15 protein-coding genes are annotated in these 17,874 nt (G+C 65.9%); 9 read left to right on the forward strand and 6 right to left on the reverse strand.

Annotated elements, in window-relative coordinates:
* Nucleotides 1-81 precede the first annotated feature (81 nt).
* Genes LC060_RS16020 through LC060_RS16030 form a run of 3 tightly spaced genes read left to right on the forward strand, consistent with a single transcriptional unit; the run spans nucleotide 82 to nucleotide 2,680 of the window.
* Nucleotides 82-666: a hypothetical protein gene (locus LC060_RS16020; RefSeq protein WP_226637279.1), complete on the forward strand. Its 585-nt coding sequence runs from the start codon at nucleotides 82-84 to the stop codon at nucleotides 664-666.
* Complete coding sequence (gene cobO / locus LC060_RS16025) at nucleotides 663-1,304, forward strand: cob(I)yrinic acid a,c-diamide adenosyltransferase (protein ID WP_226637281.1); 642 nt, start codon at nucleotides 663-665, stop codon at nucleotides 1,302-1,304. The genes LC060_RS16020 and cobO overlap by 4 nt, the downstream gene beginning before the upstream one ends.
* Nucleotides 1,301-2,680 carry a cobyrinate a,c-diamide synthase gene (locus LC060_RS16030; protein ID WP_226637283.1) on the forward strand — a complete coding sequence of 460 codons (1,380 nt, stop codon included), beginning with the start codon at nucleotides 1,301-1,303 and terminating at the stop codon, nucleotides 2,678-2,680. The genes cobO and LC060_RS16030 overlap by 4 nt, the downstream gene beginning before the upstream one ends.
* A gap of 15 nt (nucleotides 2,681-2,695) precedes the next feature.
* Here the strand turns inward: LC060_RS16030 and LC060_RS16035 are convergent, their stop codons facing one another.
* The 4 genes from LC060_RS16035 to LC060_RS16050 form a co-directional block, all read right to left on the reverse strand.
* Complete coding sequence (locus LC060_RS16035) at nucleotides 2,696-3,223, reverse strand: LuxR C-terminal-related transcriptional regulator (RefSeq protein ID WP_226637285.1); 528 nt, start codon at nucleotides 3,221-3,223, stop codon at nucleotides 2,696-2,698.
* A 669-nt stretch (nucleotides 3,224-3,892) separates the two neighbouring features.
* Nucleotides 3,893-4,582: a PIG-L deacetylase family protein gene (locus LC060_RS16040; RefSeq protein ID WP_226637286.1), complete on the reverse strand. Its 690-nt coding sequence runs from the start codon at nucleotides 4,580-4,582 to the stop codon at nucleotides 3,893-3,895.
* A 3-nt stretch (nucleotides 4,583-4,585) separates the two neighbouring features.
* Nucleotides 4,586-5,452, reverse strand: a complete 867-nt coding sequence (locus LC060_RS16045) for a methionyl-tRNA formyltransferase (RefSeq protein ID WP_413465127.1) — start codon at nucleotides 5,450-5,452, stop codon at nucleotides 4,586-4,588.
* Between the two features lie 93 nt (nucleotides 5,453-5,545).
* The gene (locus LC060_RS16050; RefSeq protein ID WP_226637291.1) at nucleotides 5,546-6,808 is read right to left on the reverse strand and encodes a glycosyltransferase family 4 protein; all 1,263 of its coding nucleotides are present in this window, start codon (nucleotides 6,806-6,808) and stop codon (nucleotides 5,546-5,548) included.
* 464 nt (nucleotides 6,809-7,272) lie between these two features.
* Between LC060_RS16050 and LC060_RS16055 the strand changes: the two genes are divergently transcribed.
* The 5 genes from LC060_RS16055 (at nucleotide 7,273) to LC060_RS16075 (ending at nucleotide 13,492) form a co-directional block, all read left to right on the forward strand.
* The gene (locus tag LC060_RS16055; RefSeq protein WP_226637293.1) at nucleotides 7,273-9,363 is read left to right on the forward strand and encodes a nucleoside-diphosphate sugar epimerase/dehydratase; all 2,091 of its coding nucleotides are present in this window, start codon (nucleotides 7,273-7,275) and stop codon (nucleotides 9,361-9,363) included.
* Nucleotides 9,364-9,377: 14 nt separating this feature from the next.
* Nucleotides 9,378-10,580, forward strand: a complete 1,203-nt coding sequence (locus tag LC060_RS16060; protein WP_226637294.1) for a DegT/DnrJ/EryC1/StrS family aminotransferase — start codon at nucleotides 9,378-9,380, stop codon at nucleotides 10,578-10,580.
* A complete protein-coding gene (locus LC060_RS16065) occupies nucleotides 10,580-11,461 on the forward strand; it encodes a sulfotransferase (RefSeq protein WP_226637296.1) in 882 nt (293 codons plus the stop codon). Before LC060_RS16060 ends, LC060_RS16065 begins: the two co-directional genes overlap by 1 nt.
* 190 nt (nucleotides 11,462-11,651) lie before the next feature.
* Nucleotides 11,652-12,248: a polysaccharide biosynthesis/export family protein gene (locus LC060_RS16070; protein WP_226637298.1), complete on the forward strand. Its 597-nt coding sequence runs from the start codon at nucleotides 11,652-11,654 to the stop codon at nucleotides 12,246-12,248.
* 2 nt (nucleotides 12,249-12,250) lie between these two features.
* Nucleotides 12,251-13,492 (forward strand): outer membrane beta-barrel protein, encoded by a 1,242-nt coding sequence (locus tag LC060_RS16075; protein WP_226637300.1) that lies wholly within the window; start codon nucleotides 12,251-12,253, stop codon nucleotides 13,490-13,492.
* Nucleotides 13,493-13,542: 50 nt separating this feature from the next.
* Here LC060_RS16075 and LC060_RS16080 read toward each other — a convergent pair whose 3' ends face one another.
* The gene (locus tag LC060_RS16080) at nucleotides 13,543-14,742 is read right to left on the reverse strand and encodes a glycosyltransferase family 4 protein (RefSeq protein WP_226637302.1); all 1,200 of its coding nucleotides are present in this window, start codon (nucleotides 14,740-14,742) and stop codon (nucleotides 13,543-13,545) included.
* The gene (locus LC060_RS16085; protein WP_226637303.1) at nucleotides 14,739-16,142 is read right to left on the reverse strand and encodes a polysaccharide lyase family 1 protein; all 1,404 of its coding nucleotides are present in this window, start codon (nucleotides 16,140-16,142) and stop codon (nucleotides 14,739-14,741) included. Before LC060_RS16085 ends, LC060_RS16080 begins: the two co-directional genes overlap by 4 nt.
* 349 nt (nucleotides 16,143-16,491) lie before the next feature.
* Between LC060_RS16085 and LC060_RS16090 the strand changes: the two genes are divergently transcribed.
* On the forward strand, nucleotides 16,492-17,874 hold the full coding sequence (locus LC060_RS16090) for an O-antigen ligase family protein (RefSeq protein ID WP_226637305.1): 1,383 nt from the start codon (nucleotides 16,492-16,494) through the stop codon (nucleotides 17,872-17,874).

Genomic DNA, 17,874 nt, shown 5'->3' on the forward strand with positions numbered 1-17,874 from the left:
CCCGTGGGCTTCCCGTGGCCGTGCCCTTGTCAGGGCGCGCGCCGACGCACCTTTCCCCTTTTCCGCAAGGAGATACCTCGCATGCACCGCTCCCCTGTTCTTTCCTCGCCCCGCTTCCAGTGGACGATCTTCGCCATCCTGGCTTCCGTGATGCTGCTCACCCGCTCGCACGCGCTGACCCACATGGAGCATGTGCCCAGCACCGCGCTCGCCAGCTTCTTCGTGCTCGGCTACTTCGTGCGCCGCGCGGCGGGCTTTGCAGGCCTGTTCGGCCTTGCCTATGCGATTGACGTCGTCTCGATGTCGGTGCTGGGCGTCTCGGACTTCTGCTACACGCCCGCCTACGCCATGCTGGTCCCCGCCTACGCGGCGATGTGGATGGCCGGACGCTTTGCCGCCAACCTGCCCGAGCGCCTTTCCTCGCTTCCCACCATGGCGCTACTCGTCGGCGGCGCGACCGTCGTCGCGCACCTGTGCTCGAGCGGCGGCTTCTACTTCCTGGGCGGACGCTATCCCGACCCGACGCTGGCCGAATTCGCGCCCCGCTTCGCACGCTACTTCCCGCGCGCACTGGTCGCCTCGCTGACCTGGAGCGGTATTGCCGCAGCTCTCTGGGCGCTTACCCTGAGCGCACGCCCCGACCTGCGCCGCGAGGCCGCGCGGTGAGCGAGGCTTCCAGCGAAACCGAAACCGACACCGCCACGCTGAGCGAGGAGGAGCGCCGCCACAAGGCCCGCACCGCCAAGCACAAGAAGGTGGTCGACGCGCGGATCGCGGCGGCCAGGATCGACAAGGGCCTGGTGCTCGTCCTGACCGGCAACGGCAAGGGCAAGAGCTCCAGCGCCTTCGGCATGGTCGCACGTACGCTCGGCTATGGCCGCAAGGCCGCGGTGTTCCAGTTCATCAAGGGCAAGGAAGACGTGGGCGAACGCGCCTTCCTCTCGCGCCAGGACGGCGTCACCTGGGAAAACTGCGGCGAGGGCTTCACCTGGGAAACCCAGAACCGCGCGCGCGACATCGCCGCCGCGCGGGCAGGCTGGGAGAAGGCCAGAGCCGCACTCGCCGATCCCGACATCTCCCTGGTGGTGCTCGACGAGCTGACCTATCTCGTCACCTACCGCTACCTTGAACTGGACGAGATCCTGCCCGCGATCCGGGCCCGCCCTCCCATGCAGCACGTGGTCATCACCGGCCGCGCGGCGCACGAGGAACTGGTCGAACTGGCCGATACGGTCAGCGCCATCCGCGACGAGAAGCACGCCTTTCGCGCGGGCGTGCGCGCGCAGGTCGGTATCGACCTGTGAGCCTCTCCGGCCCCGCAACCGACAGTGCGCGTTGCCCTGCCCTGCTCGTCTCCGCTCCGGCTTCGGGCCAGGGCAAGACGCTGGTGACCGCCGCCCTCGCCCGGCGACACCGGCGTGCCGGGCGGCGCGTGCGCGTGTTCAAGTGCGGGCCGGACTTCCTCGACCCGATGATCCTCGAACGCGCGAGCGGGGCGCCGGTCTACCAGCTCGATCTGTTCATGGTCGGCGAGGAGGAATGCCGGCGCCTGCTGCATGAGGCCGCCAGGGACGCCGACGTGATCCTCGTCGAAGGGGTCATGGGCCTTTACGACGGAGACCCCAGCGCCGCCGATCTCGCCGCACGCTTCGGCCTGCCGGTGCTGGCCGTCCTCGACGGCTCGGCGATGGCGCAGACCTTCGGCGCACTGGTGCTGGGGCTGGCGCGCTATCGCAGCGACACGCGCCTTCTAGGCGTCCTGGCCAACCGGGTGGGCAGTGCGCGTCACGGCGAAATGCTGGAAGAGAGCCTTCCCGAAGGCATCGCCTGGCTGGGCGCCCTCGCCCGCGATCCCGACCTGGCCTTCCCCGAGCGCCACCTCGGCCTTCTCCAGGCTGATGAGATCGCCGATCTCGACGCGCGCCTTGGCCGGGCCGCGGCCAGCCTCCCGGATGGCGCCGACTGGCTACCCGAGGCCGTGACCTTCACGCCCCCCGCCTCGCAGCCGGTCTCCGCGCGCGCATTGGAGGGGCACACGATCGCCGTAGCCCGGGATGCCGCGTTCGGCTTCATCTACCCCGCCAACATTGCCTGCCTCGAAGTGCTCGGCGCACGAATTTCCTATTTTTCACCACTGGAGGACACGGCGCTTCCCGTCTGTGATGCGGTCTGGTTACCGGGAGGCTACCCCGAGCTCCACGCCGAGCGCCTATCGGGGAACACATCCCTGATCGCAGACCTCCACCGCCACCTCCGCGCAGGCAAGCCCATCCTTGCCGAATGCGGAGGCATGCTCTTTTGCCTCGAGACCCTCGCCCCGCGTGAAAGCGCACCTGTGCCGATGGCCGGACTGCTACCCGGCCACGCGGCGCTGCAACCGCGCCTGGCCGCCCTTGGTCTTCAGGAGGTCGCTCTCGAAGGCGGGAGCCTGCGCGGCCACACCTTCCACTACTCGACCATGGAAACGTCGCTCTCGCCGATAGCGCAATCGCGCTCACCACGCGGCCGCGCCGGTGAAGGCGTGTTTGCCAGCAGCCGTCTCACCGCCACCTACATGCACCTCTATTTCGCATCCGCCCCGGAAGCGACGGCGCTCCTATTCCAGAAAAGCGCAACGCGCGCCGGTGCCGACAGTCCTGCCGACGGCACCGGTCGCACGCTGCAACCCGCAAGGGCCTGACGGCCTTGCGCCCCTTCAGTGCGCCATGGCTACGAGCGGCGGCGTCGCATCTTCGGAGGGCACGACCTCGCCGGGCTCCGCATCGGCGAAGCGCCCATTGGCCAGGACGAGCCCCTGGTTGACCGCCCAGATCGCAGCCTGGGTGCGGTTCTGGACCATGAGCTTGCGCAGGATCGCTTTGACGTGAACCTTCACGGTCGCCTCGCTGATATCGAGGCGATAGGCGATCACCTTGTTGGGATAGCCCATCACCAGGCAGTGCAGCGTATCGATCTCGCGTTCGGACAACAGTTCGCCCAGCTCGACCTTGATCTCGGCCTCCCCCTCGATCAGCGGCCGCTTGTGCGCGAGATGCTCGAGCAGCGCCGTGGGCATGACCTTCTCCCCCTGGTGGACGAGACGCAGCGACCCCAGCAGCGGGTCGGAGGCGATCTCCTTGAGGAGGTAGGCATCGACACCGCGATTGAAGGCATCGACCATCTGACCGAAGTTGAAGCTGTCCACGAGCGCCGCGATGCGAAGACCGGGAAAGCGCTCCTTCAAGGGGTGAAGATTATCGATGTCGCCTTCCAGGACGGCGAGGTCGAGAATGGCCAGATCGAGGCTCGACGCCTGTTCGTCGGTCAGCGCATCCTGGCATGAGGCAAAGCACTTCGCACAAGCGAACTCGCTACCCTCAAGTATTTTACCAATACCTTCCCGTATAAGTGAAGTAAAACCGATGATGGAAACATCCACTACGGAATCTAGAGATGTCATCGCCTTTCTCTCCCTAAGATGGAAATACGGACGACCCAAGACCGCACTTGAAAAATTTGCACCTTCATCATCCATTCAAATTTTGAACAGACACGAAAATTACAAAAAAAAGCAAGATTTGACGCACAAGAAGATAATATCCGCCACTCTCCAAATGTCTCCGTCCAAACGCCGGGACATTGTCGAGGCAACCTGGGCGCATCTCACGGCCAGCACAGATATTGTATATTATTTTTTACATTACGTCATCTTGCGACTGCACTTCATGACAATAAGTAAACCACATAGTTAACAGCAAGTCGACCTATTTATACAATTGCCGTATAAATACGTAAAATACCTCAGATTCAGAGTGGAATAGGATACCCCATTGGAAATGTTTTGATACCCGAAGGAAACGACTCGGCGAGTCGTTTGGGCCTCACGTGCCCATCCAGTTGCCCCCCGACTGACCTACGGGCGTCCTTCGATCTGCCGCACGACAACAAACGCCTCCGCAGCCGGGGCAAAGACGGTCGAGCCGCGTACCACCGCCAGGCTCTCGATCGTCTTGAGCGAACGCTCATCAGGAAACGGCTTGAGCTGGCTTTCGAACAGGGCGAAGGCATCGAGCTTGCGCTGGAGCGTGGCGCCGATATCGATGTAGCAGTTGGGCACGAAGGCCGGCGTCACGGGCGCGGCCAGCCAGTTCGTCTCGGACAGGGTCTCGTAACACAGTATGCGCTTGGGGACGCCCGCGTTGCGTGGTCGCGCCGCGACCATCGCTCCCAGGAAGGCGATCTGGTGATCGAGATGGATGTCGCCGACGAAGGGCAGGAACAGGGTATCGGGGGCGACCTCCTCCACCACTTCGCCGATCGCCCGGTTGATCTGCCAGGCCGGAACCGTATCGAGCCGTGCTGCGGGAAAATCGAGACGGTGCACACGCGAAACACCAAGGTGCGCATGGGCCTGCTCCATTTCGGCCATGACGCGGGCAACCCCCTCCTCATCGAAGGCCGGAGGCCGGCCTCGCGTGACGAGGCACACCTCCACCTCGTGCCCTTCCTGTACGAGACGGGCCATGGTCCCGCCACACCCCAGTATCTCGTCGTCGGGGTGCGGTGCCACGACCAGAACCTTCCCGAAATGCGCAAGCGACATGATCTAGGCCTCCAGGATACTGTGCAACTTGGGAGGCGCGCCCCTCGCGCTTTCCCATTCAACGAGGTCGATCGGACCCGAGCCCGTCATGACCCGCAAGAGCCCGTCCTCGATCCCAACGACCTGGCCGGGCAAGGCGTGATAGCGCCAGGCATCCGGGCACAGACGGGTGCTCCAGACGGTCAACCGGTGCGGGCCATCCATGGCGAACGCCCCGGGATAGGGACGTCCCACCGCCCGCACGAGCCGGTCGATCCGAGTGGCATCGGCGCGCCAGTCGATACGCCCATCGGCAGGGGTCCGCCGCGCCGCCCATGTCGCGAGGCGCGTGTCCTGCCGCTCGCGCGGCGCGGTGCCCGAGGCCAGCTGCGCAAGGCATGTCCGCAGCATCGCGCGTAGAGCGTCCATGTGCTGGTCATAGAGCTGCTGCGCCGTCGCGTCGGGCGCGACGTGAAAGAACTTTTGCGCCAGAATGTCACCATCATCGGTGCCCTCCCCGACCCAGAACAGGCTGGACGCGGAGATTGGTTCGCCCAGGAGAATGGTCCAGGGTATCGCCGCCCGGCCGCGCAGGCGTGGCAGGGGTGCGGGATGATACCCGATCGTGCCCGAGGCCGCGATGGACAGGAACTCCTCCCCCACGATCTGCGACCAGCCCACGACGAAGACGTAGTCAGGCACCGCAGCGCGAACCATCGTCAGGGTTTCCGCAGAATTCGTTTGCGCCGCATGCTCCAGTCTGGCCCCCAGATCCCCGGCGAGGGAAGTCAGGTCCACCAGGTCGGAATGCCGCCCATGAAGAGCTGGCGGCAAGGTGAGGACCAGCGGCACCTGCCAGCCGGGCGCCCCAAGCAATTCTTCCAAGAGCACCTGCGTGCTTCCTACGGCACCAACCACGACTGCCCGCACCCCCATCACCTCCTCCCGCTTTTTCGCTTCACGCCGCGCCATCACAGCAAGGGCTCAGTGCGCCACCTTGCGCGGCTCGCTCACCGAGTCCGCATCTGCCCGAACTGGCACAGGACCTGTCGGCAATCCTGCCGCAGCAACATTTGAAATGCCCGGCCGTCCTTCCGGCACCTCAGGCTCAGCCCGCCAGGGCGCCTGCAGCAGGTCCATTTCCTCAAGCAGCTGGTGGTTGACCTTGCGCACATCGTAGATCTTCTCGGCGAGATCGCGCGCCCTTGCGCCCATGGTGGATGCGCGCTCCGGCGCCTCGACGAAGCGCATCATGGCCGCGCGCAGCGCCTCGGCATCGCGCGGCTCGACGAGATAGCCGTTCTCGCCCTCCACGATCGGCTCGCGGCAGCCGGGCATGTCGGTCGTAATTACCGCGCGTCCGGTGGCCATCGCCTCCAGGATCGTACGCGGCAGGCCCTCGCGGTAGAAGGAGGGCAGGACAAAGACCGAGGAGGCCTCAAGGTAGGGCCGCACGTCCGAGCAGCCGGGAATGAATGTCACCGGGTATTGCCGGGCGAGCCGCGCGCATTCCTCCTCGTCGATGCCGGTCGGGTTGTTGCGCTCGTAATGGCCCAGCACCCAGAATTCGCAGTCGCCATGGTCCGCCTTGATGCGGGCTGCGGCCTCGAGGAACTCGTAGACACCTTTGTCGCGCATCAGACGACCGATGAGCAGGAAGCGCAGGCCCTGGCGTGGCAGCGGGGCTTGGACGAACCGCTCCAGATCGACGCCCGAACCCGGCACCTGGACGACATTCTGCCGCGGCGTGACGATGCCAAAGCGGATCATGTCGGCCCGGTCGTCACGGTTGAACACGAAGATCGCCCGCGCCCGGCGCACCGCCTCGCGGTAGAGCACGCTCACCAGCTTGCGCAGGCCGACGCGCGCGTGGCTGTCCTCACTGAAGACATGCCCCAGCCCCGACATCAGCGCGTAGAAGCGTGGGACACACAGCAAGCGTGCCGCGATCCCGCCGTAAATGATCGGTTTCTGGGTATAGGCCAGCACGAGATCCGGGCGCTCGCGCAGCATCAGCCGCACGTAGTCGAGCAGAAGGCGCAGGTCGCGCAGGAAATTGGTTCCCGTGCGCTCCATCGCAACCTGACGAAACCCGATCCCGGACGCGTCCAGTTCCCGTTCCACATCGTCGTTACGGTCGGGAGCCACCGCCACGACCTTGTGTCCGTTGGCCACGAGTTCGCGCAACAAGGCGCCGCGAAAATTAGTCAGCGAATAGGCAAGACTGGAGAGGACAAGAACTTTCATAGCGCGGTTTGGCCCGTGATTGCGAGACGGCCGGGGGCGGCTGCGATCGACGATGCCCTTAGCACCGCGACCTCGCCCGCCATGGATCGGAAAAGCCGCAGCCGAGCGCGGCCACCTGCGGGGGTACCACGCATCTTTCCTGCGACTTTCGTCTCCTGGCTGAACGACCCCCCAGGTCCTCACCAACGATGCCCGCAGCCGGCAAAACTGCAAGAACGCAAGTGGCTGATCCCCTTTTGCGACAGCTACGGGGAATTCCGATACGTATATTTGACAGGGCAGGCATTTCTTTCGGGAGGTGAACTCCCAAAACGGCGATTTCGGCTTATGGCTTTAAGATCACGTGCGCCCCCGGCAGCGCTACCATAGCCTAGCAAACTGCAGAGGCCGCCGCAGCACTCGCCACGGCCGTCTTGCCTCGCCCGGATCCTTCCGGATCGTCCAAAACAGCGAAGGCTGCCCGCATGAGCAAGAACATTGCAGACCGTGCCGCGTCATCCGCCAAGAGCGCATCCTCCCGTCCGTTGCTGCGTATTCGCAAGCTGGACGGCGCGCGCGAAAACGCCGCGATCGGACGCTTCAGCCTGCGGCGAACCTTTCGCAACCAGTTGCTGATCAGCTTCGACACCCTGACCATCGGCGCCACGTTCGTCGCGGCGTTCCTGTTGGTAGGGCACGGCCCTTTCTTGCAGAGCGAGGGGGTGTCCTGGACGACTGCGGGTATGGGTATCGTGACCGTGCTAGGGCTGTTCATGAGCGGCCTCTATCGCCGCAGCTGGCGCTTCTTCAGCTTTGCCCACTCTATCCACCTGGTCGCGCTGATCCTCCCCTGTATCGGCCTGGGCTGGGCGGTCGCGCTGCTGTCTCCGGCGGTGCGCGCCGAGCAGTCCAACCTGGCCGCAGTCATCGCCATCCACTGGCTTCTGGCGACCTCGGGCCTGGTGACACTGCGCGCCCTGCGGCGCCTCGTGCATGAACACCTGAACCGCACCAGCAGCGCGCACCTGCGCCATGTCGCAGGTCGGCAACTGCCCCACGCGCTGCTTGTCGGCTCGCCCGACTGGGTGCTCTCGATCATCGAGATGCTGCGGCGTGAGGCGACCCCATCCTTCATCATTTCCGGCATTCTTCTGCCGACCCTCAACGACACGCTGATGCAGATCGGCAAGGTGCCGGTGCTGGGTAGCCACGACGATATCGTGAATGCCGTCGAGCGCCTGGAAGCCAAGGACCAGCGCCCCTCGCTGGTGATTGCCAGCGACGACGGCAATGACCTCACCAACCGCGAGATGGCCCGCCTCACCAGCCGTGCGCGCCACCTGGGCCTCGAACTCTCGCGCATTCGCGACTGCTGGAGCCACATCCTCCAGCGCAGCCCGAGCGCAGTTCACGAGGAGCTCTCGGTCAAGGATCTCCTGGGCCGCAGCGAATTCACGCTCGAAGGCGAGCAGATCACCAGCCAGATCTCGGGCAAGTGCGTGCTGGTGACAGGCGGTGGCGGCACCATCGGTTCGGAGCTTTGCTGGCAGCTGGCCAGCTTCCGCCCCTCCAAACTGGTCGTACTCGATCACAGCGAATACCACCTCTACGCCGCCGAGATGAAACTGCGCGAGCGCTACCCCGATGTCCCCATCGAGGCCGAGCTGTGCAATATCCGCGAACGTTCCGAAGTGCGCCGCATCTTCGCCAAGCACCGCCCGACCATCGTCTACCACGCTGCGGCGCTCAAGCACGTGCCGATCGTCGAGACGAGCCCGTGTGCCGGGGTCCACACTAACATCCTGGGCACCCGCATCATCGCCGATGCGGTGTGCGAATTCGGCGCGAGGGCCATGGTCCAGGTCTCGACCGACAAGGCCGTGAACCCGGTCGGCATGATGGGCGCGACCAAGCGCGTGGGCGAGCTCTACAGCCAGGCGCTCGACATGTGCGGGATCGACGATCCCGACGCGCCGCGCTTTATGACCGTGCGCTTTGGCAACGTGCTCGGCTCGAGCGGCTCGATCGTTCCCCTATTCCAGCGCCAGCTGCGCGAAGGCCGTCCGCTCACCGTCACCCACCCCGATATCGAACGCTTCTTCATGACCGTGCGCGAGGCGGTGCAGCTCATCCTGCAGAGCAGCGCCGCCGCGCTCAGCGAGCAGTCGCAGCGCGGCACGATCTTCGTGCTCGACATGGGCAAGCCCGTACGCATCGTCGATCTCGCCTACCGCATGATCCGGCTCTACGGCCTCCAGCCCGAGATCGACGTGCCCGTCCAGTTCGTCGGCCTGCGTCCGGGCGAAAAGCTCTACGAGGAACTTTTCGACATCTGCGAGGAGCAGACCAGTTCACGGATCAAGGGCATCTTCGAGGCCCAGTCGCGGCCCATCCCGCTCCCGCTCATTTCCCGCAGCATCGACCAGCTCGCTCACGCCGTGGAGGCGGGGGACCAGGCCGAGGCCCGGCGCATTACCCACACCCTCGTCAAGATGCCCAGCGGTGCGGCCTCGTTCCAGGTCATCGAGAATCCAGCGATGTCCCAGGACACCTCCCGCACGCGCACCCCCGCATAAGGAGCCCGGAACGCATGGCATCCCATGTTCTTGCCGATGCACAGCCCTCGCATTCGGCCCCTCAGCCCCTGAAATCCGGCTGGCCGTGCCACGAGGCCGACGAAATTGCAGCCGTGAGCGAAGTCCTGCAATCCGGGCGGGTAAACGCACTCGTGCACGGCGATGAGACCCGCAGCTTCGCGCAGGAGTTCGCCGCCTACAACGGTATGCCGCACGGCATATGCGTCGCCAATGGCACTGTCTCGCTCGAGATCGCCCTCAAGGCGCTGGACATCGGGCCGGGCGACGAGGTCATCGTGCCGGCCCGCAGCTTCTTTGCCACCGCCAGCGCAGTGCTCGCGGTGGGGGGGAGCCTTGCCTTCGCCGATGTGGAGCCCGACAGCCAGAACATCGATCCGGTCTCGGTCGAACGCCTCGTCGGTGCACGCACACGTGCGGTCATCTGCGTCCACCATGCCGGATGGCCCTGCGATATGGACCGGCTCGTGGCGCTATGCGCACGCCATGGCCTCGCGCTCCTCGAAGACTGCGCGCAGGCGCACGGGGCCCAGTGGCACGGGCGCCGGGTCGGCTCGTTCGGCACCGCCGCCTCGTTCTCGTTCTGCACCGACAAGATCATGTCGACCGGCGGCGAAGGGGGCATGATCCTGCTGCGCGAGAGAGATGCCTGGGAGACGGGCTGGTCGATCAAGGATCACGGCAAGGACCTTGCCATGCTGCGCGATGGCAAGGGGAGGCCTGGGGAATTCCGCTATGTCCACGCCCGGCCGGGCTCGAATCACCGGATGACCGAGATGCAGGCCGCGATCGGCCGTCGCCAACTCACCAAGCTGGAGGACTGGCTCACGCAGCGGCGTGCGAATGCACAGGCGCTCTGCACCGCCCTTGCTCCGCTTTCCGGCATCGCGCCTCCCGCGCCGCCCGAGCATGTGCGCCACGCCTGGTACAAGTTCTATGTCCAGCTCGCCCCCGATCTGGCCGAACGCCGGCTCGATATCATCGCGGCTCTGCACGAAAGAGGCATTCCGGCGGCCAGCGGATCGTGCCCGGACATGAGCCGCGAGCGCGCACTCGACGCCCAGCCGTTTCGGTGTGACGGCGCGCTGGAAGCCGCCAACGCACTTGGCGCACGCACCCTCATGTTTCCCTGCGACCACACCCTTTCGCCCCGCGACATGCAGCGCATCGGCGAGGCTCTGGCCGAGGTGGTGACCTAATGGCGGTATCGCGCGCACGCTCCGAGCCCAGGTGGCAACCCGACTTCGTGGTGATCGGCGCGGCCAAGGCTGCGACGACCTGGATCCAGGCTCGGCTCCAGGAAAATCCGACTGTCTACATGCCCGATCCCGAACCCCATTACTTCAGCACATACTACGCCGAAGGCGAAGACCATTACCGCGGCTTTTTCAACGAGATCCCCGAGGGCGTCACCTGCATCGGGGAAAAGTCCGCCGACTACCTTGCCCATCCCGAAGCGCCCGCGCGGCTGGCCCGAATGCTCCCCCATGCCCGTCTCGTCGTGATGCTGCGCGATCCGGTCGAGAGAGCCTATTCGGATTACAAGATGTTCTACCGGCGCGGCACCGTCACCGGACCGCCCGAGGACTATCTGGTCGATCTCGCCAATCCGCACCCGCGCTTTCTCGAGGATGGCCTCTATGCCCGCCACCTCGACCGCTGGCTGGAGGTCTTCCCGCGCGAGCAGATCCGGGTCTACCTGCACGAGGATCTCGACGAGCGCCCACGCGAGGTCCTCGCCGAGGTGTCCCGCCATATCGGCCTGGAGCCGACACTTCCCGACACCATCGACACCACGCACGAGAATTCGAGCCGGACAATGATCCTGCCCCTGCCGCTGCGCCGGATGCTGGCTCCCTTCAAGGATGCCGCGCGCCCCTTGCGGGGCACCCCCATCTTCGAAGGCGCGCGCTCGCTCCTCGCCCAGGAAATGCGCTATCCGCCCCTGAGCACGAGCCTGCGCGCGCGGCTATGCGAGTTCTACGCGCCCGACACGCAAAGGCTGGGTACGCTCATCGAACGCTCCCTCGACTGCTGGCAAAGTGCCCGGACCCCGATCCCCGCGCAGGCCTCGAGGTAATGCCTCGTGTCCGCGCCCCGGCTCCAGAATAGGTAGCACCCTGTTCGAATTCGGGGGTATCTAGCCCTGAATAGCACCTCCGATTCAGGCCGATACAGGTTAGCCTGTGCTCATCCTACCCGTTCATTGGTCCTGCCCCCTTGCGCCGCATGGCACGCGCGGGCCGGGCCAGCCGTTTCAGGAGCCGAGCATGACCGCCCCCGCGCCTCGCCGACATCTCTTCGCAAAGACCTCCGTTCTTGTCTGCACGGTTACCGCCATGGCGCTCGCCGGTTGCACTTCGCCTACCGGATCGTTGCCCGCGCTCGCCGAGATGGAAGCAGCTCCTTACCAGGTGGCCGCGGGTGACAAGATCCACGTCGCGATACAGGAGCTCGAGGACGCCAGCGGCGACTACGTCGTCGAGGAGACGGGCACGATCTCGATGCCCTACGTCAAGACGATGCCGGTCGCCGGGCTCAGCTACCGCGAGATCGAACAGGGCATCGCGGGCCGGCTTCTTTCCCAAGGCATCCTCGTCGGTGAGCCGGTGGTCAATGTCCGCCCGATCGAACTTCGCCCCTTCTACGTGACCGGCGAAGTCAACCGGCCGGGCGAGTTTCCTTATCGCCACGGCATGACCGTGCTTGCCGCTCTCTCCGCCGCAGGCGGGTACACGTACCGCGCCTCGACCGGAAAGGTCTCGATCACGCGCTCGGTCGACGGGCGGGACATCATCGCCAAGGCAACCGAGACGACACCGATACAACCCGGTGACAGAATCCAGGTCTTCGAACGCTGGTTCTGACCATGAAGGCCCGTCTCGCGCTCTCCGCGCTCGTCCTCGACCTGGGTGCCCTGGGCGCCCTTGCCGCCCCTGCCCGTGCGCAGACCGAAACCCTCGGAAGTACTGCACCCACGGTCTATCCCGACGATCCCGAATACCGGGCGCAACCGATCCGCCTGGGCGGCCTCAGCCTGACCACCAACGCCAATGTCCGGCTGAACTACGACAGCAACATCTACGCCGCGCCCATCGAACGGTACGACGATGTCTACGCCGATTTCTCGGGTGAAGTGCGCGCCGACAGCAGCCCTGGGCCCGTTACGCTGACGGGCGGGGTTACGGGAACCGTGCGCCGCTACGCGAGCCGGAGCACCGAGAATTCCGAACGCTGGCGTCTGGATGCAACGGTGAAGTGGTCCCCCTCCCGCACCTCGCTCTATTCACTTGGCGCCAGCCTGCAACGCGCGGTCGAGGATCGCAGCGATTCCGAAGCCCGTACCAACCCGGATCGCGGCCCGCGCCGGTTCGACATCCTGGCCACCGAGTTTCACCTGCGCACGCAGCCCGGGCGTCTCCTGTTCGATCTCCAGGCCAGTGCAACTCGCTTCGATGCTCTGTCCGGCATCGACGCCGACCGCGATTTCTCCGCCTACAACGGCCAGGCGGCCGTGGGCCTTCGCGTGGGAGGCACCGTGTTCGTCACCGCCAGCACCTTCGTCAATCGCCGCGAGTTCCGCCTTTCGCGAACCCCGGCCGGTTTCGAACGGGATACGACGACCTACGGCGGCCAGCTCGGGCTCAACGTCGAACCTGGAGGGCTCTTCGAAGGGCGTCTGGGCGTAGGTGTCTTTCGCTATGACCCTGACGAGCCGACCGCGCCCGGCCGCACCGGCCTGTCGGTCTCGGGCGCCCTGATCTACCGCCCTTCGCGGCGCACCGCGCTCCTTCTTGATGCCTTCAACGGCGATGTTGCGACCTTCCGCACCGGCGCGCAGGGACGTACCGACACCCGCTTGCGGCTCACCGCCGAGCAGGAAATACGGCACAACCTGTTCGCCAAGTTGAGTGGCAGCTTCCGGCGCAGCAAGTTCGTGGGCACCGGGATAAGCGAAGACACCGCGACCGTATCGGGCGAGATCGAGCACGTGATCGCCCGCAATATCTCAATCAGTCTCGACGCCCAGTTCTCCAAGCGCACGAGCGAACGGTTCGCAGCACGTTTCGAACGCTTTCGCGCCGGCTTCAGCCTGCGCGCCCGGTTCTGAAGAGGCCAGCACCGATCAACCCGGGGCCCCTGCCCCCCCCCCGCCTCACATCATGGCGCGGCAAGCTCGGCATAGACCGCCGCCACCTGCTCGGCATGGTGCTCGCGCGAGAAGCGCGCGCGGGCCGCGACTTGCGCCCGCAAGCACATGGCCTGGCGCTGCTCGGGCTCGGCAAGAAGGCGCGCGACGGCGCGGGCCATTCCCGCAGGATCATCGAGATCACACAGCATCCCGCAGTCGCCTTCAAGCGCCTCGGGATTGCCCCCCGAACGGGTCGCCACGACAGGCGTCTTCACCAGCATCGCCTCGACCAGCGTGCGTCCCAGCGGCTCACGCGAGGCGGGCACCAGCAGCACGTCACACCCCGCCAGCCAGGCGTGACCGGGTGATCGGAACCCCATCATGTGCGCCCGCGCATTGCCTCCGATCCGCGCGGCACGCTCGGGCAGAAGCTCCCCGTATTCGGTGTTGCGCGGGTCGCCGAAGAGCAGCCCGTGGACAGGTCTATCGACCAGACGCCCCAGTTCCTCGACCGTGTCGAGAAAGCCCATCGGGCGCTTTCGTTCGATGAAGTTCCCGAAATAGCCGCACAGGACCGCGTTGGCCGGGGCTCCGATATGTTCGAGGATTCGGGCCCGCATGGTCTCCCGGCTGGCCTCAACCTGCGTGTCGAAGGGGCTGTGGACGACCTGCGCGCGCTGTGCGGCGCGCGAGCCTTGTGCAGGCAGAGAGAAGCGGGACACGGTCAGGATCCGGTCGGCCAGGAACGGCGCGACGTAGCGCAGCCCCCGCGCGGATGGATCGCCGCGGTGGTGCCACAGCAACCGGCTTCCCGCGAGGTGCGCGGCCAGCGCCCAGGCCGCATGGCTGCGCCCGTCGTTGCTGTGAACGATATCCACGCCCCGCGCCTGCAGAAAGCGGCTTCGCGCCCGCACCCCGGCAAGCGCGCCAAGCGCCTTGGCCGGACCGATCCGAGCTCCGGGCACGAGCGACTGGCGCGGTGGTGCGGGATCGGCGGCCTGCGGCCAGGACGCAAAGAACTCGGCGATATCCCCGCCCGGCCTCTCGGGCACGATCAGGGCGTGGTAACGGGTCGGATCGAGTTGCTCGAGGAGCCCGCGCACCGACATGTGGCTGCCGCCAAGCTCGTCCCCGCTGAAGGGAAAACAGATCGTCAGCGGACGACCCTGCGCGCGGGCGCGGCCGACCGATGGTACGGAGGCGAGCTGCGCGCTGGCGAGGCCGCTCACAGCCCGAAGCCCCGCTCGCGCGATGTCAGGAAGTCCTCGAAGTTGGAGACCCCGTTGCCGTTGGCATCGGCCCAGGCATCCGACTTAGCGGGATTGGCGCCATGGCTGGCCTCCCAGCTATCGTCCATGCCGTCCTTGTCCGCATCGGGATAGGGGTTCGCGGCGGGCTGGTAGGGAAGCGCGGGGGCAGGAGAACCAATCTGTCCGGTGCGGTTGCGCACGTCGGACAGGATCTCGTCATCGATGTCATCGCGCGGGAACGCACCCGAACGGGCAAGCACGGTGTAGAACGAGGCATTGGCGGTCTGCGGCGTGACGGTCAGCGGACACGGGCCATCGGGCACCCGCGCGACATCGACCTCGGGGCTGATGTGCTTGAAGTTGCCTTCGTACTTGTTGCCCCAGAGGTAGATCTGGGCGCGGCCGGTCGATCCAATCGTCTCGCGCGCGATGCCCCGGCTGTTGGTGTTGGTGTTGTTGCCCGCCAGGAACGTGTTGCTGACGATCGAGACTGGCGAGCCGCCATAGGTCTCCCAGACCTCCGCAAATTCCGACTGGGCGTTGTAGAGGATGTTGTTCACGACCTCGACGCACGAGCCTCTGGGGAAATTGATGTCGGGATTGCGGTCGCCGTTGTGCGCGCAGATGTTGTTGATGAAGCTGAGGTTCTGCTTGTCCTTCGGGTCGCTGGCAAGCAGCGCGCACTTGTCATGCTTGGGGATGCCCCAGGCGAAGATCGAGTTGCTGATCGTGACGAGATCGTTGTCGGCATAGCCATTGATCCCCTCGTCGCGCGACCACGAGGTGCTGACGTGGTCGATGATTACCTTGGAGCTGTTTTCGATCGTGATGTTGTCCTCGGCGCCGCGGTACTTGCCCGCCTTGTCGTTGCGCACGCGGATGTGGCGCACGACCACATCGTGCGAGTTCTTGATGACGAGCGGCGTCTGCCCGTTGGCTCCGCCGTTGTGGCTGAGCGTGATGCCGCCGCCCGGCGCGGTCTGTCCGGCGATGGTGATGTAGGGATAGCGGATGCGCGGCGGGCGCTGGGTGAAGCGGATCACCCCGTTCACGCGGAAGACGCAGACCCGCGGGAACTTGTAGTCGATACACGAGCGCAGCGATCCGGGACCGCCATCGGCAAGTGTCGTGACATAGATGATCCGCCCCCCGCGCCCTCCGGCGCTGACCGCACCATACCCCATGGCGCCGGGAAAGGCCTTCTGCCCCGCGGGCGTGCGCACGACCGGGGCCGAAGCTGCCGCGCTTGGCGGCGCGCAATCGGTGAGCGCCAGGCCGACAAGCCCTGCGAACACAAGCCCGCGCTTCGCCGTGAACCGCCCCTCCAGGGGCCGCTGCGCGCGATCCGTGCTCGCCCGTTCCTGCTTTGCTGTACGCACCGCGCTCTCCCGTTCGCGCCAGCTTCAGGTGAAAGGTTGCCGACCGGCTGGCGCATACGCGATCGGAACAGGATGCGAGGTCAGGCACCGCGCGGATGAGGCTCGCGCCTTCGCCCATGAGCTTCGGGCTCTCCCCCGGAGGCCTGCGCGCCGCGTGTACGCCCGTGCGTCTGGGTCAAGACGCGGCTCCACGCGACCGGCCAAGTGTGGGTGCGCCCTGCCCCCCGGACAAGCTATCCTTTGGGTATAATGCACCCGTCGCGATGCCCCTTTGGCGTTACCGACAATGCGCCGCGCATTCTCCACACTCGCCTTTGCCTGCCGGCCCCGTGCGTTTCATGCTTGCGTCATGGCCACCAGCCCTTCCCCTTGCGCATCTCTCGGCGGCAGCGACACGCGCCCGGCAGGCGTGCGCCCCCCCTCGGAATGGGCGCCGTCCATCCCGGTCCCACGTTCACGCCAGGAACGGGCTCTTGGCCTCCTCCTGCCCGGAGCGGCCTTCTTCCTGTCCTGGTGGCAAGCTGGTCGCTTGCCGGGAATGAACATCTCGATCTCCGATGTCGCGCTGTTCACGGCCCTTGCCCTCGCGCTCGTCACAGGTGGCCTCAACGCGCGCATGTTCGCACGCTACACCGCGCTGTGGGTTGCCGGGCTAACGATGCTGCTGGGCGGGATGCTGGTCGGCTCGCTCGTCCACGGCGATTTCATGCGCTGGCCAATCGTGGCGGGGCAATATGCCTTTGCCATGCTGCTGGTGCCAATGCTCCTGACTTCGTGTTCCCGCCCCGTTCTCGAACGCTGCGCGACGGCCTACATTCTGGGCGTGGCGGTCTCGCAGGTCATCGGCATCACGCTCATAACCCTGTTCGACCGCGCACAGGTCAGCGCGCTGGTGAATGAGCATGTCGTCTATGGGAACGGGCGTCTGGGCGCGATGACCGGAGAGCCCAATTCCAATGGCGCGGTCTGCGCCTTCGCGCTGATCTTCCTCATCCGGGGTGTGATGACCGGACGGCTTGGCACGATCTACGCGCTGATCCTCGCGCTCTGCGTGATCGCAGGGCTGGTCTATTCCGCCACCTTTACCGGCACGTTCGCCGCCCTGCTTGCCTGCGGCTTCGTGCTGGGCCTCTCGCGGCTGGGCACCTTCGTGCGCATCGCCGTCCCCCTTGCCCTGATCGTGCTGGCCTACACCAGCCTAGGCGGTCCGGTGCCCAGTATCTTCGAAGAGCGTGTCGGCGAGGCCCTCATGACCGGAGATCCGACCCGGGCCGGGACGTTTGTGGGCCGCTCGGCACTGATCGTCGAGGCCTGGCAACTGGCCGACGACCATCTGCTCATAGGCCTTGGCAGCGACGGATACCGTGTCGCGAGCCCCCACGGGATGCCGGTTCACCAGCTTTACCTGCTGGTCCTGAACGAGGGCGGGATCGTCTCCTTCCTCGGCCTGTGCCTGATGGCGCTGGCGCTTCTCCTCCAGGGCAAGGCCATCGCGGGCGTGAGCCGGATCGAGGGCATTTCCTGCCTCGCGATCCTGGCCGTGTTCTTCATCTACACCATGTCCTTGCCGCACATGTTTGCCCGGCTCTGGAATGGCCCTGTCATGTTGATGTTCGCGCTGGCCTGGATCGCGACGCGCTCGGCACAGGGACTGGCCGCAGGCGGCGACCGGATGGCATACGGGCCTGGGCCGGGGCTTGCGTCCGGCTCCCGCCACCAGCAGCTGACCTGA

The organism is Novosphingobium profundi (assembly GCF_020524485.1).
Lineage (GTDB): Bacteria > Pseudomonadota > Alphaproteobacteria > Sphingomonadales > Sphingomonadaceae > Novosphingobium > Novosphingobium profundi_A.

What these genes read in the sequence shown, in the direction of transcription:
- LC060_RS16020 (WP_226637279.1), top strand. Translation starts at nt 82, where the DNA reads ATGCACCGCTCCCCTGTTCTTTCCTCGCCCCGCTTCCAGTGGACGATC.
- LC060_RS16040 (WP_226637286.1), bottom strand. Translation starts at nt 4,582, where the DNA reads ATGTCGCTTGCGCATTTCGGGAAGGTTCTGGTCGTGGCACCGCACCCC.
- LC060_RS16050 (WP_226637291.1), bottom strand. Translation starts at nt 6,808, where the DNA reads ATGAAAGTTCTTGTCCTCTCCAGTCTTGCCTATTCGCTGACTAATTTT.
- LC060_RS16055 (WP_226637293.1), top strand. Translation starts at nt 7,273, where the DNA reads ATGAGCAAGAACATTGCAGACCGTGCCGCGTCATCCGCCAAGAGCGCA.
- LC060_RS16060 (WP_226637294.1), top strand. Translation starts at nt 9,378, where the DNA reads ATGGCATCCCATGTTCTTGCCGATGCACAGCCCTCGCATTCGGCCCCT.
- LC060_RS16065 (WP_226637296.1), top strand. Translation starts at nt 10,580, where the DNA reads ATGGCGGTATCGCGCGCACGCTCCGAGCCCAGGTGGCAACCCGACTTC.
- LC060_RS16070 (WP_226637298.1), top strand. Translation starts at nt 11,652, where the DNA reads ATGACCGCCCCCGCGCCTCGCCGACATCTCTTCGCAAAGACCTCCGTT.
- LC060_RS16075 (WP_226637300.1), top strand. Translation starts at nt 12,251, where the DNA reads ATGAAGGCCCGTCTCGCGCTCTCCGCGCTCGTCCTCGACCTGGGTGCC.
- LC060_RS16090 (WP_226637305.1), top strand. Translation starts at nt 16,492, where the DNA reads ATGGCCACCAGCCCTTCCCCTTGCGCATCTCTCGGCGGCAGCGACACG.